Source organism: Porticoccus hydrocarbonoclasticus MCTG13d, assembly GCF_000744735.1.
Taxonomy (GTDB): domain Bacteria; phylum Pseudomonadota; class Gammaproteobacteria; order Pseudomonadales; family Porticoccaceae; genus Porticoccus; species Porticoccus hydrocarbonoclasticus.
Genome location: NZ_JQMM01000001.1, coordinates 137,165 through 151,603 on the forward strand (window position 1 = coordinate 137,165; position 14,439 = coordinate 151,603).

The window sequence follows — 14,439 nt, forward strand, 5'->3', positions numbered from 1 at the left end:
ACCCCTACAGGACGATATTACTGATGACGCAAATCGAAGATTCTGCGGTGAACGTTTACACCGATCTTTGCTCCGCCGAGCTGATTGAACTGGCCCTCCAGCGCGGGGAAGGCCACCTGACCGATACAGGCGCCTTTCTCTCTGTCACCGGCAACCGAACCGGCCGATCACCGGCGGACCGCTTCATTGTAGATGAACCAAGCAGCCGGGATGACATCAACTGGGGCCCCGTAAATCGCCCCTTTCCGCAAGAGGCATTCAATGCATTGTGGGATCGCGTGGAAACCCATCTGGCGGATCGTGATCGCTTTGTATCCCACCTGCACGTGGGCCAGGATTCAGAGCACTATTTACCGGTCAAGGTCACTACCGAAACCGCCTGGCACAACCTGTTCGGGCACAACATGTTTATTCGTCCGGAAAAATACAACCCCTCCGGCAAAGAGCAATGGAAAATTCTCCATGCCGCCAATTTTGTCTGCGACCCGGAACGAGATGGCACCAACAGTGATGCCGTGGGCATTATCAATGTCGCACAGCGCAAGGTACTGATTGCAGGACTGAAATACGCTGGCGAAATGAAAAAGGCCATGTTCTCGGTACAAAACTTCCTGTTGCCAGAAAAAGATGTCATGCCCATGCACTGTGCTGCCAACGTCGGCGCCGGCGGTGATGTCTGCCTGTTCTTCGGCCTCTCGGGCACCGGAAAAACCACCCTCTCTGCCGACCCGAATCGCTACCTTATCGGCGACGATGAACACGGCTGGGCAAAAGGCTCCGTGTTCAACATGGAGGGAGGCTGCTACGCCAAAACCATCAATCTGAGCCAAAAGAATGAACCGGTCATCTGGGATGCGATTCGCTTTGGCGCCATAGTGGAAAACGTCGTCGTCAATGCCGGTCGCACGGCCGATTACGATGACACCAGCCTTTCAGAAAATGGCCGCTGCAGCTATCCGCTGGAGCATGTGGAGATGCGCTGCCTGGAAAACCGTGCCGGCGAACCGAAAAATGTCATCTTTCTGACCTGTGATGTATCCGGCGTTTTACCACCGGTATCCATTCTTTCAAAAGAAGCTGCTGCCTATCACTTTCTAAGTGGCTATACAGCCAGAGTAGGCTCCACGGAAGTGGGCGGAAGTGCAGGCATTCAGCCAACCTTTTCCACCTGTTTCGGGGCCCCTTTTATGCCCCGCCCAGCTAATGTATACGCCGAGTTGCTGATGAAGCGTATCGACGATTTCGACAGTCGTGTCTACCTGGTTAACACCGGATGGACGGCGGGCTCGGGAGCGCCGGGTGGCACAGGATCCAGGTTCCCGATCCCGGTGACACGAGGCATTATTGCCGCCATACAGAACGGCGACCTGGAGGATGTGGAAACCGTCCGGCTGCCACTGATCAACCTGGATATCCCCCTCACGGTGCCGGGCGTTGACACCCGCTACCTCAACCCCCGCGAAACCTGGGAAGACAAGGCTGCCTACGACGAACAGGCCAGCAAGCTCGCCGGACTTTTTATTGAAAATATCAAGCGATTTGAAGTCACTGACGCTGTTTTAAATGCGGGCCCCAAGCTTTAACGGCCCGTTAACCAGAACAGCAAAAAGGCGCCTCGAGAGGCGCCTTTTTGCTGTTAGCTACTCAGACTAGGTTCTGAGTGGCTGGCCTATGCCCGTAGTAAAAGATAACCCCTGCTGGTAGTAACGTGCACTTTTCTCATGCTCGCCCAGTCTGGCCATCAAACCGGCAAGTTCAGCATAAGTCTCGGGATCTGCTTTGAGCGACAAGGAGCTTTCCAGATAATCGCGGGCCTTGCCCCAAAGCTGATTACGAAGACAAAGCCTGCCCAGCGTGAGCATCAGAACAGCATCATTGGGACGTTCTCGCAACCAGCGCTCAGCGAGCAATAATTGTCGGCGCGGATCTCCGCCATCCACCACACCGAACAACTTCACCAACTTCTCGTCCCACCTGGATTTGAGGGTTTTTCGCAGCAAATCCTCCACCCGAGCATAATCGCCCAATTGATACAAACTGTTGATATAGGTATCCAGTATTAATGGCTTTGAACGCACATGACGGGGTATGTCCTGCCAGAGTTTGACCAGGCTTGCCGAACCACTATGTTGAGCCGGAGCCGCCATTCCGGCCAGGAGCGCAGCGTAAATATCCACTTCAATCTGCCCCAGTGTGCGCTCATCAAACACCCGGTAACGCTTGAAGTCCGGCAGCAGCTTTTCAAGGCTAGCCCAGTCCTCCAGCCCACTATAGGCTTGCTGCAATAAACGCAATACCAGAGGGTGGTCAGGCTCACCAGCGTAGAGGCGTTGCAGAATCGCCAATGCTTCTTCGTACTGCTCACTATGCAGGTGCATTCTTGCCTGAACCAACCCGATAGCCAGCTCACCGCCGGGGTCGGTTTGTTCTGCTTTCAAAAGCAGTCGATTGGCATCCAGACGGTCACCGAGTTCATGCGCTGCATTTGCAGCAGCCAGATAGTTGATCAGCGGCATATCGGAATGTCGGGCTGCGCGCTTGAGATTGCGACGAGCCAGATCCCAGCGACCTTCGATAAATTGTAACAACCCTTTTGCAGTCCGTGCACGAAAACGCGATTGTCTGGAGGTCACACGCTGACGAACAAGCTGTCTACCGGGCTCTACCAGCAATCGAAAAAAATAGCCCCCCGTTCTGAGCAGAAACCACACCAGCAGCAGTAAAAACAGCAGCGTCCAGAGGCTCATTTCAACGGTATAGTTACCGACGGCTATCAACACATAACCACTGGTTTCCAGCATTTGCCACGCTACGACCCCGCCAATCAGGGCAATCAATACGATAAACAACAGCAACTTTCTCACCGCTGTTGACCTCCCCGGGAATCCAGATCATGACGTTGACGCCAACTATCGATGTAATCACGCAGCGCGTTGAGCCCAGCTGAAATATCCGTGCGCGGTTGAACCACTGATCGCTGCTGCAGCTCACTTAACTGCTCAACCAAAGCCATTGAACGCGCTTCATTGAGCTTAAAATAATCAGCCAGCAATTGTTGGGCTAGAGCCAGACTCTCGTCGTAAACCACCTGTTGCTCACGCAACATGGCCAACTGAGCCAACTCCAGAACCGTCACAAGCCGCAGGCGGATCAGTTGCTCCTGCTGAGGAGACAGTATTGGCTCGACCACTTCGTCGCGATGCGTGACGCGAACGATCTGACCGAGCTGGTTCAAGGTACTGTGAAATACCCTGACCAACGGCGCATACCAGGTATCAGCCTGATCAGTAGCGGCCTCAACTGGCACGACCTGCCCTGTCAATTCCGGCATCTGGGGTGCCAATATCGGTAAATCGCCCACCTCCCCGGCAATCGCTTTTAATTCAAGATAGAGTCCGTCTGTATCGACTACGGGGGCAGACTTGAGGGCGACGATATTTTTTGCCAGCACCTCACGAACCGGCAATAACTCGACTTCATCAAGGTCGCGAAGAATACTGTCGGCGGACTGCAACAAGGCCAGCGCACCATCACTGTCCCGCTCGGTCAGCAGTCGCTGATTACCCAGTCTGAGCAGATACTCGGCCTCGGCCAGTTTCCAGTCCTTTCTGGAGGGCGTCGAAATTTCCTCGAGCCGGCTGGCCTGACGATTCATTCTGAGCGTCAGCTCCTGGTCAGCCTGACTTGAACCCGCAGCAAGATCACTTCGCAAACGCCTTTCCTCAGTCAGACTCTGCCGCAGACGTTCAACATCAGCTCGCAGGACAGTCAAATCCTCCTGGATGCCCGGTTGACGCTGTTGCTGATGATAAAGCCACCAGCCACCGGCCCCACCTGCGGCAATGGTGAGTATCAGGAGGATCATCAGAAAAATCAGCATTGGCCTGCCCGATGAAGCTTTGACCGGTTTTTCAGGGGTCGTGCTTTTCGTCGAACTGGAGGTTTTAGAAGGTTTTGCGGGAGGTAGGTCGTACATCTCCCCGGAAGGCGTCAATACCGAATCACCTGCTTGAGCAGACTGTCGGTTTGCAGACTTTTCCGGATTTACTGGCTGTTTGTTGTCATCTGGCTGCTTGTCATTATCCACTGACTCGATTCCTGGCGATGGTGACTGGAGTTCATTATAACGATTGGCCTGGGCTTTGAGACTGACGGTGTAATTAACTGTCTTCTGTAGCCAAGCTATCCACGGCAAACGTGTAACACAGATCTAGATTTTATTACTGTACCACTCAAGGATAGTCGAGACCATGTCCTCTGGCGCCGCCGATGGGGCAGTGAGAACCCGATCAAACGACAGGTCTCTCGCAATGGTTGCAACCCGCTCACCCGGCACAACGACAGGCAACCGGCAGAGTGCGCCATGGAGTTCGGCGGGAACGACTGCAAGCAGATTATGAACCAACTCTCCACTATGGGCAGCCACCAGATCCAACTTTTTATCTGTCAGCAGTCTGGCAATTTTACCGGCGGAGTCTTTCATTATGCAGCGCCGGTATAACTCACAGCGATCCACTGTCGCACCACGTTTCTGTAGCTCTTCGGCCAACAGCGTACGACCACCTTTTCCGGCAAAAATCAGCGCTTTCTGGCCGGCAACGGACCGAAGAGAGTCCAATGCCAATAGCGCTTCACTGTTAAAGGTTGTCTGGGGCGACTCAGCGCAAATTCCACGCTCTGCAAGTTCCGTCGCTGTGGCTTTACCTACCGCATAATAGCGTACACCCACCGGTAACATCGGCCAGTAATTTTCCAGCCAATCAACACCCAACCGGACTGCAGTGCGGCTGACAAATATCGCTATCTGATAGTGATCGAAGTCCAGGATTTTCGATTTGGCATGCGGAGCGAGTACGGGTTCTATTTTCATTACCGGATAGCGGTAAATCTGTATCCCTGCCAGCTCCAGCGATGTCACTAGCTCATCCTGCTCCAGAAGCGGCCTTATCAACAATACATTCAACCGGCTCATTGCGCTCGACTCAATGATTCTCGTAGACCTCACGCAGAATGACACCGGCACCCCGCTGCAGGAGCCGCTCGGCCAGCTCAATACCCAATGCTTCGGCGTCGTTTACACTGCCGCTGATATCGTCTCGTATGATCCGGGTACCATCGGGAGAGCCGACCAGGCCCCTCAGCCAAATCTGCTGTTCTCCACGGTGAATGGCATAGCAGGCAATCGGCACCTGGCAGCCTCCTTCCAGACGTCGATTCATGGCGCGCTCTGCCATGACACACTCCGCTGTGGCCTCATCATGTAGCGGCTTCAGCAACACCTGAACCCAGTCATCGCCAACACGACTTTCAATGCCCACGGCCCCCTGTCCACCTGCAGGCAAGCACTGCTCCGGCGCCAGCCGGAGGCTGATACGCGCTTCCATTTTCAGCCTTACCAGCCCGGCCGTCGCCAGCAAAATAGCATCGAATTCACCACTGTCCAGCCTGCCGAGACGCGTCTGGACATTGCCTCGCAGATCGCCGACCAACAGCTCGGGAAAAGCCTCCCGGAGCTGGCACTGGCGACGCAGACTCGATGTTCCGACCCGGCTGCCGGACGGCAGCTCTTCCAGTCGCGCAAAATGATTGGACACGAAAGCATCGGTGGGGTCCTCTCGTTCACAGATCACACTGAGACCCAAACCCTGCGGAAACTCCATGGGCACATCTTTCATCGAGTGAACCGCAATATCTGCCCGATCCTCCAGCATGGCAACTTCCAGCTCTTTGACAAAAAGCCCTTTGCCGCCAACCTTCGCCAATGGCACATCCAGTATCTTGTCACCTTTAGTGGTAAAGGTGACAAGACTCACTTCGAGATCCGGATGGAGTTGCAGCAGCCGCTCTTTGACATACTCTGCCTGCCAGAGCGCCAGGGGGCTTTTACGGGTTGCGATACGAAGGTGTTTTGACATGATAGTAACGACCATTGCCTGCAAACGGCGCATCATAACAGATTGGGTTGGGATCTTTGTCGGCAGACAACGCAACCCCAGCTACATGCAGTTAACTGCCCTACATCTGCTCGAGCAGTTTACGCAACGGCGCCACATGACGCCTGCTAACCTGTGGGCGAATATCCATTCCCTGAAGGCGGACAAAAAACTGTCCTTCAAGATTGCGTTCCAGGCCTTCAATATGCGGGATTGAAATCAGTGCATTGCGATGAATGCGAAAAAACCGGTTCTCGAACTCATCCTCAAGTTCTTTCAGTGTTTCGTCGAGGAGTGCTTCGCCCTGGGTATGATAGGCCGTTACATATTTATGATCTGCCTGAAACAGCCGCACATCAGCAATGGCAACCAGGTCGATACCCCGACGATTTTTGGCCGCAATATGGCTCCTACCATCTGTCTGATAGACAGGCGAATCCTGCAACTCGATTAATTGTGCTTTATTGATTCGCTTGGTGCGCAGAATGGCATTTTCCAAATCCACCTGTTTAACCGGCTTGAGCAGGTAACCGATCGCCTGAGATGAAAAAGCCTCGACGGCATAATCGTCGTAAGCGGTACAGAAGATAACCGCCGGCGGCGGCTCAAAATCCGACAGATACTGGGCAGCTGCAAGGCCATCCATCCCCGGCATCCGCACATCCATAAACACCAGATCCGGGCTGAACTTCTCAGCCACCTCAAGGGCCTGTTCACCGCTGCCGGCTTCACCGACATGCATGCAACTATCAATCACCGACAACATTCTTTTCAGACGGTCACGGGCGAGTGGTTCATCATCAACGATCAGTATTCTCATCGCCAAGCCTACTATCCGATTGGGTAGCTAATGCGAGTAATATAGCAACTTTCACCGGATTCCGCAGTGACGCTGGCCCCGGAACCAAAATGCGCCTGCAGGCGTTGCCGGACATTCTGCAGTGCAATTTTATTACCCCGGTGCTGTTGGAGCGCTCGGTGCAATGGATTGGAGACGACAATTTCAATACAGTCCCGGATTCGCTGGACAGAAATAGTGATTTCACCACCCTCCTGTAACAACTGAATTCCATGGTAAATTGCATTCTCCAGAATTGGCTGAAGTGTCAGACAGGGAATCTGTACGCCTTCCCCATAATCACCAATTTCCCACCGCGCCGAGAGTCGATCACCCAATCGCAGCTTCTCCAGCGCCATGTAACGGCGGCAAAGAGATAACTCCTCGCGCAACGGAACCAGCGTTTGCGCATCCGTCAGGGCATAGCGGTAGAGGTCCGACAGATCTTCCACGACGCGCTCAGCTTTTTCGGGGTCAGAACCAATCAGGCTGGCAATCATGTTCATACTGTTAAACAGAAAGTGGGGCCGGATTCTCGATTGCAATGCCTGAATCCGCGCTTCCAGTTCAGCTCGCTGGCGCAACCGCAACTGTTGCTGAAGATACAGATAACGAAGCAGAATACCGGCGGGTATCGCCACCAGAAGCAAATACTCGGCAATATTCCAAGTGTTGTAACTGCGCTCAGCCAAAGGTGCTGAGTACCACCACATAATACCTTCGGATACAGCACCACAAAACAGGGTGACCATCAGAATAAGCAGAAAAGATAGGGTTGCTGCAGTCACCAGCCGTACGCCGGACAGCAATCGATTGGCGAAACAGAGCACGACTGCACTGAGCAGTGCGATCCAAAGGGACAGCAGGGACACTTTTGCCAGCTTGACCCAGTCAAAGTTTTGCAGACCACTGTCAGCGACACTAATCATCAGTGCCAGCAATTCGGAGATAACAATCACGGTCAACAACCCCTGACCGCGGCAAAAGTTAGGCAGGAAAGTATCCCCTTCCCGGAGAAACAGTTGTGCAGCCCCGGATTTATTCGCCTTCCACCGATCCACGATTCCCATCAACGCCAACCCATCCTGTTTCACTCGCGTTTCACGCGGCTTTGCTATAATCAGGTTTTTCCTGCACCCGCAGTACTTTATCTGTGGTCCGACAAGTTATAAAGGTTCAGTTTACCGATGAGCAATTCAAAAGATACCAATCTATCCTGGGGCGGCCGCTTCAATGAGGCCACGGATGCATTCGTGGCCAGATTTACGGCCTCTGTCGACTTTGACCAACGCCTCGCCCCACAGGATATTCAGGGCTCTATCGCCCACGCCACCATGCTGACCAAAGTCGGGGTACTAGATGAAAATGAACTTGAGTCGATCAAAAATGGCCTGACGACTATTCTGACGGACATTGAAAACGGTACATTCGAGTGGAGCCTGGCACTGGAAGATGTCCACATGAATGTGGAGGCAGCGCTCACCTCACAAATCGGCATCACCGGCAAAAAGCTCCATACCGGACGCTCAAGAAATGATCAGGTGGCCACAGATATCAGACTCTGGCTGAGACATGAAATTGACGCCATCGGTGCGGAGTTGACCCGTCTGCAACAGGGTATTCTGGGCCTGGCAAAAGCCCAGGCAGAGACTATCATGCCCGGATTCACTCACCTCCAGACAGCTCAGCCAGTCACTTTTGGTCACCACCTGATGGCTTGGTTTGAAATGCTGGAACGCGATTACGGCAGATTGCTCGACTGCAGAAAACGCCTCAACCAATCACCTCTGGGTGCTGCAGCCCTGGCAGGGACCACCTACCCCATTGATCGATATATGACCGCAGATTTACTGGGGTTTGATGGCCCCACCCGAAATTCCCTGGATTCCGTCAGCGACAGGGACTTTGCCATTGAATTTTGTGCATTTGCCAGCATCCTGCTCACCCATCTGTCCCGCGCTTCCGAAGAACTGATCCTATGGACCTCCGCACAGTTTGATTTTATTGAGCTGCCGGATCGCTTTTGTACGGGTTCTTCCATCATGCCACAGAAGAAAAACCCCGATGTACCCGAACTGGTTCGGGGTAAAACGGGCCGGGTTAATGGCCATTTAGTTGCATTGTTGACCCTTATGAAGTCGCAACCATTGGCCTACAATAAGGATAATCAGGAAGACAAGGAGCCGCTGTTTGATACCGTGGATACCGTCAAGGATTGCCTGCGGGCCTTTGCCGACATGATCCCGGCTATTCAACCGAAGAAAGAGTCCATGCGTGAAGCTGCACGCCGCGGCTTTTCAACCGCCACCGATCTCGCTGATTATCTGGTTCGCAAAGGCATTCCCTTCCGCGATTCCCATGAAATTGTCGGCAAATCCGTGGCATTCGGCATTGCTGAAAACAAGGACCTCTCGGATATGTCATTGGAAGAGCTGAGACAATTCTCGACTGTCATTGAAACCGATGTGTTCGATGTATTGACACTCGAAGGCTCTGTTGCCGCCAGAAACCACATTGGGGGCACAGCACCCGAACAAGTAAGAATTGCCGTCCAATCTGCGGCCGAGCGACTCAGCAATCGAACCTGACTGCGGAGCAGTGCTACACCACTATGACTGTGTCAGCTCCGCAATAAAGGCGCAGTCGACAACCGTTTTACAGAAGAGAGCTGCTGCCTGTTCTCTCCGTCGGCAATTATTGTTGGCATAGCGATTGCTAATTTGTCATTAATTGGGCTGCCTTCAGGACGGCCGACATGCCATAACGGGAGGTGCGTGACAATTTATGAATAAAACCTGGCAAGGCTATAACTCCAGCTTGTTTTATGACGAGCTGCTAACCAGTTCAGGAAATCCAAGAACTGCCGCACGGGGCATGATCAATTTTCTGCAGCGCCTGCCAGAGGAGGAGATTAATGAACGACGCTCTGCCGCAGAGCTGGCGATCCGGGATATGGGCATCTCTTTCACGGTTTACACAGAGGGCGGCAACATTGACCGAAACTGGCCATTCGACATCATCCCCCGGACCATCACGGCAAAGGAGTGGTCGAAAATCAGTCTTGGATTACAACAGCGCACCCGTGCCCTTAACTGCTTTATCGATGATATTTATAATAAACAGAGTATCCTTGCTGACCAGTTGATGCCTGCAGACATTGTCCTTGAATCCACCAATTACAAACCCCAGTGCAGAGGGGTTTCGCCTCGTTATGGCGCATGGGCCCATATTTGTGGCTCCGATCTGGTGCGCAACAGCAATGGAAAATTCTATGTGCTTGAGGACAATCTGCGAGTGCCCTCCGGTGTATCTTATATGCTCGAAAACAGGGAGATCACTAAACGTGTTCTGCCGGAGCTTTTTGAAAACTACAGCATCCAGCCGGTAGACGACTATCCTTCCAAGCTTTATCAAACCCTCGCTTCCCTCTCTCCTCAAAAAATGGGTAAACCGTGCATTGTGGTCCTGACGCCCGGGATCTATAACTCCGCCTATTTTGAACATGCATTTCTTGCCCAAAGTATGGGCGCGGAACTGGTAGAGGGTAACGATCTGCACACCGATGATGACGACTGCGTGTATATGCGCACCGTGGACGGGCCAGTGAAAGTGGATGTGGTCTATCGGCGCATAGACGAAGACTTTATTGACCCGGAAGCATTTCGCCAGGACTCCATGTTAGGGGTTCCGGGAATCATGCGGGCCTGGAAGGCGGGGAATGTTGCCATTGCCAATGCCCCGGGAAGCGGTGTAGCGGATGACAAGGTCATTTACGCCTATGTACCCGATATGATCCGCTATTACCTCAAACAGGAGCCGTTGATTGATAGCGTAAAAACCTATCTTTGCATGATCGAAAAAGACCGTGAGTATGTGCTGGCCAACCTCGACAAACTGGTGGTAAAGCCCGCCAATGAATCCGGTGGTTACGGCATCATGGTTGGCCCCCATGCCAGCACCCAGACGCGCAGAGAGTTTGCCGCGCTGATTGAAAATAATCCACGCAACTATATTGCTCAGCCCACCCTGTCATTATCGACTGCGCCGACCTATATCGACGACACTGTTGAACCGCGCCACCTGGATCTGCGCCCCTTTATCCTGCAGGGCAAAGATACCTGGGTCACACCGGGCGGACTGACAAGAGTCGCCATGACGAAAGGCTCTCTCGTAGTCAACTCATCTCAGGGCGGCGGCAGCAAAGACACTTGGATTGTGGAGGGGAACTGATGACGATGCTGTCCCGCGTTGCCGAACGACTCTACTGGATGGCCCGCTATCTGGAACGCGCAGAGAACACGGCCAGACTGACCAATGCCTACACTCACCTGATAATGGATTTACCCCGTGACACCCAGGTTGGCTGGGAGGTACTCATTCAGATGCTGGATGCAGAGCCTGTTTATTCAAAGCGGTACCGGGTCTTTAATGAGCAGAATGTGCTCCGCTTCCTGATTGCGGATCAGGAAAATGCTTCGAGCATCAGCAACTCGGTAAAGGCAGCTCGAGAGAATGTCCGCACCACCCGCGATGTGCTACCCGAGGAGACCTGGGAGCATGTCAATGAACTGTTCATCTACACGCAGGAGACGGCAGAGAAGTCGATTGGTCGACGTCACCGCTACGAATTTCTGGAACAGATTATTTCCCGCTGCCAGATGGTCAATGGCCTGCTGATGACCACCCTCTTCAGGGAACACTCACACCGCTTTATAAAATTGGGGCACCTGTTGGAACGAGCCGACATGAGCACCCGCATTATCGACGTGGGTGCAGGTGCTATTCTGGGCAGGGCAGAGACCAATCAGGCAATCGATCCCCTGCTGTGGGGCAGCATGCTGAAATCGCTCTCGGCGATGAGCGCCTATCGCCACAAAATTGGCCCACTGGTGGAACCAAACGCTGTGGTCAATTTTATTTTCAAGGAAGCCAGGCTACCCCGTACCGTTTACTTTTGCCTGACAGGAATCCTTGAAGAACTGCAGCCACTGAGCAACAATGACGACGCGATCCAGATAGTGGAATCGGCACTGCAAAAGCTGACCCGGTTTGATGCAGAAAAAATGACTCTGGCACAACTGCACCAATTTATCGATCAGCTGCAAATATCACTCAATCAACTTGATGATGCCATCAATACAGCCTGGTTTTTGCCCATGCAATCATGAAGAAATTTTTCTGCCACTGTGGCAATCAGGTTTTTTTTGAAAGTCGTCAATGCCTTTACTGCAAAACCAATCTGGGTTTTGACCCCGGCAATATGGAAATGCGGACGCTGACCGCCGTTCATGGCCAATTGTTCGAGGCCAGCGATCAGCAGCTCTTCCGCTTCTGCAGCAACGAAATGGAATTTGGTGTCTGTAACTGGTTACTCCCTAAAGAAAGCAACGACTCACTTTGCACAGCCTGTCAATTCAACCGCACTGTTCCCAACCAGAGCCAACCCGAAAACAGGGCTCGCTGGTTGCGACTGGAACAGGGCAAAAAACGCCTGTTTTTCACTTTGATTCAGCTGGGCCTACCCTTTGAAAATGGCTGGGCAGAACCCGAACGCGGCCTGCTACTGGATTTTATTGAAGATGGTCGTACACAGCCGCTTTTTGCAGAGACATTTGTCACCACAGGTTATCTCGGTGGGGTCATTACGATCAACGTGATGGAAGCGGACGACATCGCCCGTGTGACCGTCAAGTCCGAGCTGAAAGAATCCTATCGCACTGTACTTGGACACCTGCGCCATGAATCCGGGCACTATTACTGGTCAAGGCTCAACCCGGATGACGACATGAAGCGGGCCTTCAGAAACGTCTTCGGTGATGAACGCCAGGATTACCGCAGTGCGCTGGATGACTACTACAGGCATGGACCGGCACCGGACTGGGCCGATCACTTTATCAGTAGTTATGCCAGTGCCCATCCATCTGAAGACTGGGCTGAAAGCTGGGGTCATTACCTGCACATCTATGATGCACTGGAAACGGCAGCGGCTCACGGCGTGATCAATCACGGGCCCTCAGCCATGGACATGCAAACGCGCATTGATATCTGGCGACAACTGAGCATCACCCTGAATGAACTCAATCGAAGTGTCGGGCGGCAAGATGCTTACCCTTTTATCATCAACCACCAAGTAGAGAACAAGCTGGTATTTGTTGACCGGGTTATAAGTCAGCTCCAAACACTTGGCTCAACGATGGCAATTCACTGAACGCCTTGCGTATATTTTCATCCCAACTCTGCCGCAACATCACCAGGTAGGGATCATTATCTTCAAATTTATAATATTTGTTCGGGCTGCTAAGGCTGTCTGCTTCATAGTAGAGCAGCTCAATGGGTGGCCCCACAGTGGCGTTACTGCGCATCGTTGAATCCAGCGACACCAGAGCACAGCGCATGGCTGTCTCATGGGGCGTTTCGGGGCGGATAATCCGGTCCAGTATCGGTTTGCCGTATTTGGTTTCACCGATCTGCAAAAACGGATATTGTTCCGAGGAGGTGATGTGGTTGCCCTCGGGGTAGACCAAGTAAAGCTCGGTATCCACTCCCTTGATTTGTCCACCCAGAATAAAGGTTGCCTCGGCGTTGAAGCCGGTCTTGACCCCATTCTGTTTGTGTTTGCTTTGCTCCCTGACACTCAGTTCACCAATATAATCAGCCACTTCAGACAGATAGCAGGCCTTGCGCAAATTGAATTCGGCATCCTCTTTGAGATCCCGCTCAATCTGGGCCATCACTGCCTGACTCGTGGCCAGATTACCTGCTGACATCATCATCATCTGGCGGTCACCGTGGATGGAAAAACGATGCAACTTGCTGTAGGTACTGACCCTGTCCGGACCAGCATTGGTGCGTGAATCAGAACAAAAAACCAGTCCTTCATTCAATCTTATCGAAACGCAATACGTCATATAACCACAAACCGATTCATGTAAACGCAGAGGGGAGCCAACCGCGAGACTGAGAAGGATAAAGGCTCCGGTCCGCAAAAGCCATTAGCTTGTTCCTGGTGCCTGAAACCAATTTGACTAGCCATTCGAGTGATCAAAAACCCTCTGCTCGCCCGTGCCTTGCTCCCGGCAAACACGGTTCAACAGGGTCTCAAAAGTTTCACCCGTCGTGGTGCAGCGCCAGTTTTGATCGTGGTAACTCAGATGGAATCCACCGGACCTGGCGGCCAACCATATCTGGTACATCGCCGGCTGCCGGGAAATAATCACTTTGGAGTTTTCTGCCTCAATGGTGAGTGTCAGCACGCCGCCGGCACTCTCATAATCAATATCCAAGCCGCTGTCTTCGATCGCATCCTCAACGGACAGCATCAGCTCGTCTGCCAATTGGGCGAACTCAATTTCAGTCATAGGGTAGAACTCATGAAGGCATCACCGAACTAATTGAAGAGTATACGCGATTGAGTGTTTAGGGTGACAGCCGCTATACTCGCAGGAATTCCCGGAATCAGAATACAGGCTTCCCCACATGCAACGTTTTTTTGCACTGATACTGCTCAGCGCGGTTTTTATCGGCTTGTCCGCCTGCGGCAATAAAGGTCCGCTATACCTTCCACCCGAGCCGGTACAGCAGGCCCCTGCCGAACAACAAACCCAACCAGCGGAAGAGGAAGAAGGCCAGCCTTCGGACACCGACGCATAATTCACCAGGGGTTGCGGC

Annotated in this window: 14 protein-coding genes; 6 read left to right on the forward strand and 8 right to left on the reverse strand. The window is 52.8% G+C overall.

The annotated features are described in order from the left end of the window. Positions 1–23 precede the first annotated feature (23 nt). A complete protein-coding gene (locus tag U740_RS00665) occupies positions 24–1,583 on the forward strand; it encodes a phosphoenolpyruvate carboxykinase (protein ID WP_036858448.1) in 1,560 nt (519 codons plus the stop codon). Between the two features lie 66 nt (positions 1,584–1,649). Here the strand turns inward: U740_RS00665 and U740_RS00670 are convergent, their stop codons facing one another. From U740_RS00670 to U740_RS00695, 6 genes are all read right to left on the reverse strand, one after another. Continuing rightward, entirely contained in the window at positions 1,650–2,864 is a 1,215-nt protein-coding gene (locus tag U740_RS00670) for a heme biosynthesis HemY N-terminal domain-containing protein (RefSeq protein WP_036858449.1), read from the reverse strand. Then, positions 2,861–4,087 carry a uroporphyrinogen-III C-methyltransferase gene (locus U740_RS00675; RefSeq protein WP_036858450.1) on the reverse strand — a complete coding sequence of 409 codons (1,227 nt, stop codon included), beginning with the start codon at positions 4,085–4,087 and terminating at the stop codon, positions 2,861–2,863. Before U740_RS00675 ends, U740_RS00670 begins: the two co-directional genes overlap by 4 nt. A gap of 123 nt (positions 4,088–4,210) precedes the next feature. Then, positions 4,211–4,972: a uroporphyrinogen-III synthase gene (locus U740_RS00680; RefSeq protein WP_081890782.1), complete on the reverse strand. Its 762-nt coding sequence runs from the start codon at positions 4,970–4,972 to the stop codon at positions 4,211–4,213. Positions 4,973–4,982: 10 nt separating this feature from the next. Continuing rightward, positions 4,983–5,915: a hydroxymethylbilane synthase gene (gene hemC, locus U740_RS00685; protein ID WP_200877011.1), complete on the reverse strand. Its 933-nt coding sequence runs from the start codon at positions 5,913–5,915 to the stop codon at positions 4,983–4,985. Positions 5,916–6,015: 100 nt separating this feature from the next. Next, positions 6,016–6,753: a LytR/AlgR family response regulator transcription factor gene (locus tag U740_RS00690; RefSeq protein ID WP_036858451.1), complete on the reverse strand. Its 738-nt coding sequence runs from the start codon at positions 6,751–6,753 to the stop codon at positions 6,016–6,018. An 11-nt stretch (positions 6,754–6,764) separates the two neighbouring features. Then, a complete protein-coding gene (locus tag U740_RS00695) occupies positions 6,765–7,865 on the reverse strand; it encodes a sensor histidine kinase (RefSeq protein ID WP_051921095.1) in 1,101 nt (366 codons plus the stop codon). 93 nt (positions 7,866–7,958) lie between these two features. Between U740_RS00695 and argH the strand changes: the two genes are divergently transcribed. The 4 genes from argH to U740_RS00715 all read left to right on the forward strand — a co-directional run bounded on the left by argH (position 7,959) and on the right by U740_RS00715 (position 12,979). Beyond that, a complete protein-coding gene (gene argH, locus U740_RS00700; RefSeq protein WP_036858452.1) occupies positions 7,959–9,359 on the forward strand; it encodes an argininosuccinate lyase in 1,401 nt (466 codons plus the stop codon). 196 nt (positions 9,360–9,555) lie between these two features. Beyond that, positions 9,556–11,001, forward strand: coding sequence for a circularly permuted type 2 ATP-grasp protein (locus tag U740_RS00705; protein WP_036858453.1), 1,446 nt, complete (start codon positions 9,556–9,558; stop codon positions 10,999–11,001). Continuing rightward, on the forward strand, positions 11,001–11,939 hold the full coding sequence (locus U740_RS00710; protein ID WP_051921096.1) for an alpha-E domain-containing protein: 939 nt from the start codon (positions 11,001–11,003) through the stop codon (positions 11,937–11,939). The genes U740_RS00705 and U740_RS00710 overlap by 1 nt, the downstream gene beginning before the upstream one ends. Beyond that, positions 11,936–12,979: a zinc-binding metallopeptidase family protein gene (locus U740_RS00715; RefSeq protein ID WP_036858454.1), complete on the forward strand. Its 1,044-nt coding sequence runs from the start codon at positions 11,936–11,938 to the stop codon at positions 12,977–12,979. The genes U740_RS00710 and U740_RS00715 overlap by 4 nt, the downstream gene beginning before the upstream one ends. On the opposite strand, the gene U740_RS00720 is transcribed toward U740_RS00715, so the two are convergent. After that, positions 12,933–13,679 carry a proteasome-type protease gene (locus tag U740_RS00720; protein ID WP_036860950.1) on the reverse strand — a complete coding sequence of 249 codons (747 nt, stop codon included), beginning with the start codon at positions 13,677–13,679 and terminating at the stop codon, positions 12,933–12,935. The two genes, U740_RS00715 and U740_RS00720, sit on opposite strands and share 47 nt — an antisense overlap. Positions 13,680–13,796: 117 nt before the next feature. Next, positions 13,797–14,129, reverse strand: a complete 333-nt coding sequence (gene cyaY / locus U740_RS00725) for an iron donor protein CyaY (protein ID WP_036858455.1) — start codon at positions 14,127–14,129, stop codon at positions 13,797–13,799. Between the two features lie 118 nt (positions 14,130–14,247). On the opposite strand from cyaY, the gene lptM reads away from it, so the two are divergent. Further along, a complete protein-coding gene (lptM, locus tag U740_RS11950; protein WP_081890783.1) occupies positions 14,248–14,421 on the forward strand; it encodes an LPS translocon maturation chaperone LptM in 174 nt (57 codons plus the stop codon). The last annotated feature ends 18 nt before the right edge of the window (positions 14,422–14,439 follow it).

Bases quoted from the DNA above. Each gene is read 5' to 3' on its own strand.
- cyaY (WP_036858455.1), bottom strand. From the start codon at position 14,129: ATGACTGAAATTGAGTTCGCCCAATTGGCAGACGAGCTGATGCTGTCC.
- argH (WP_036858452.1), top strand. From the start codon at position 7,959: ATGAGCAATTCAAAAGATACCAATCTATCCTGGGGCGGCCGCTTCAAT.
- U740_RS00715 (WP_036858454.1), top strand. From the start codon at position 11,936: ATGAAGAAATTTTTCTGCCACTGTGGCAATCAGGTTTTTTTTGAAAGT.
- U740_RS00705 (WP_036858453.1), top strand. From the start codon at position 9,556: ATGAATAAAACCTGGCAAGGCTATAACTCCAGCTTGTTTTATGACGAG.
- U740_RS00680 (WP_081890782.1), bottom strand. From the start codon at position 4,972: ATGAGCCGGTTGAATGTATTGTTGATAAGGCCGCTTCTGGAGCAGGAT.
- U740_RS00690 (WP_036858451.1), bottom strand. From the start codon at position 6,753: ATGAGAATACTGATCGTTGATGATGAACCACTCGCCCGTGACCGTCTG.
- U740_RS00665 (WP_036858448.1), top strand. From the start codon at position 24: ATGACGCAAATCGAAGATTCTGCGGTGAACGTTTACACCGATCTTTGC.
- hemC (WP_200877011.1), bottom strand. From the start codon at position 5,915: ATGTCAAAACACCTTCGTATCGCAACCCGTAAAAGCCCCCTGGCGCTC.
- U740_RS00720 (WP_036860950.1), bottom strand. From the start codon at position 13,679: ATGACGTATTGCGTTTCGATAAGATTGAATGAAGGACTGGTTTTTTGT.
- lptM (WP_081890783.1), top strand. From the start codon at position 14,248: ATGCAACGTTTTTTTGCACTGATACTGCTCAGCGCGGTTTTTATCGGC.
- U740_RS00710 (WP_051921096.1), top strand. From the start codon at position 11,001: ATGACGATGCTGTCCCGCGTTGCCGAACGACTCTACTGGATGGCCCGC.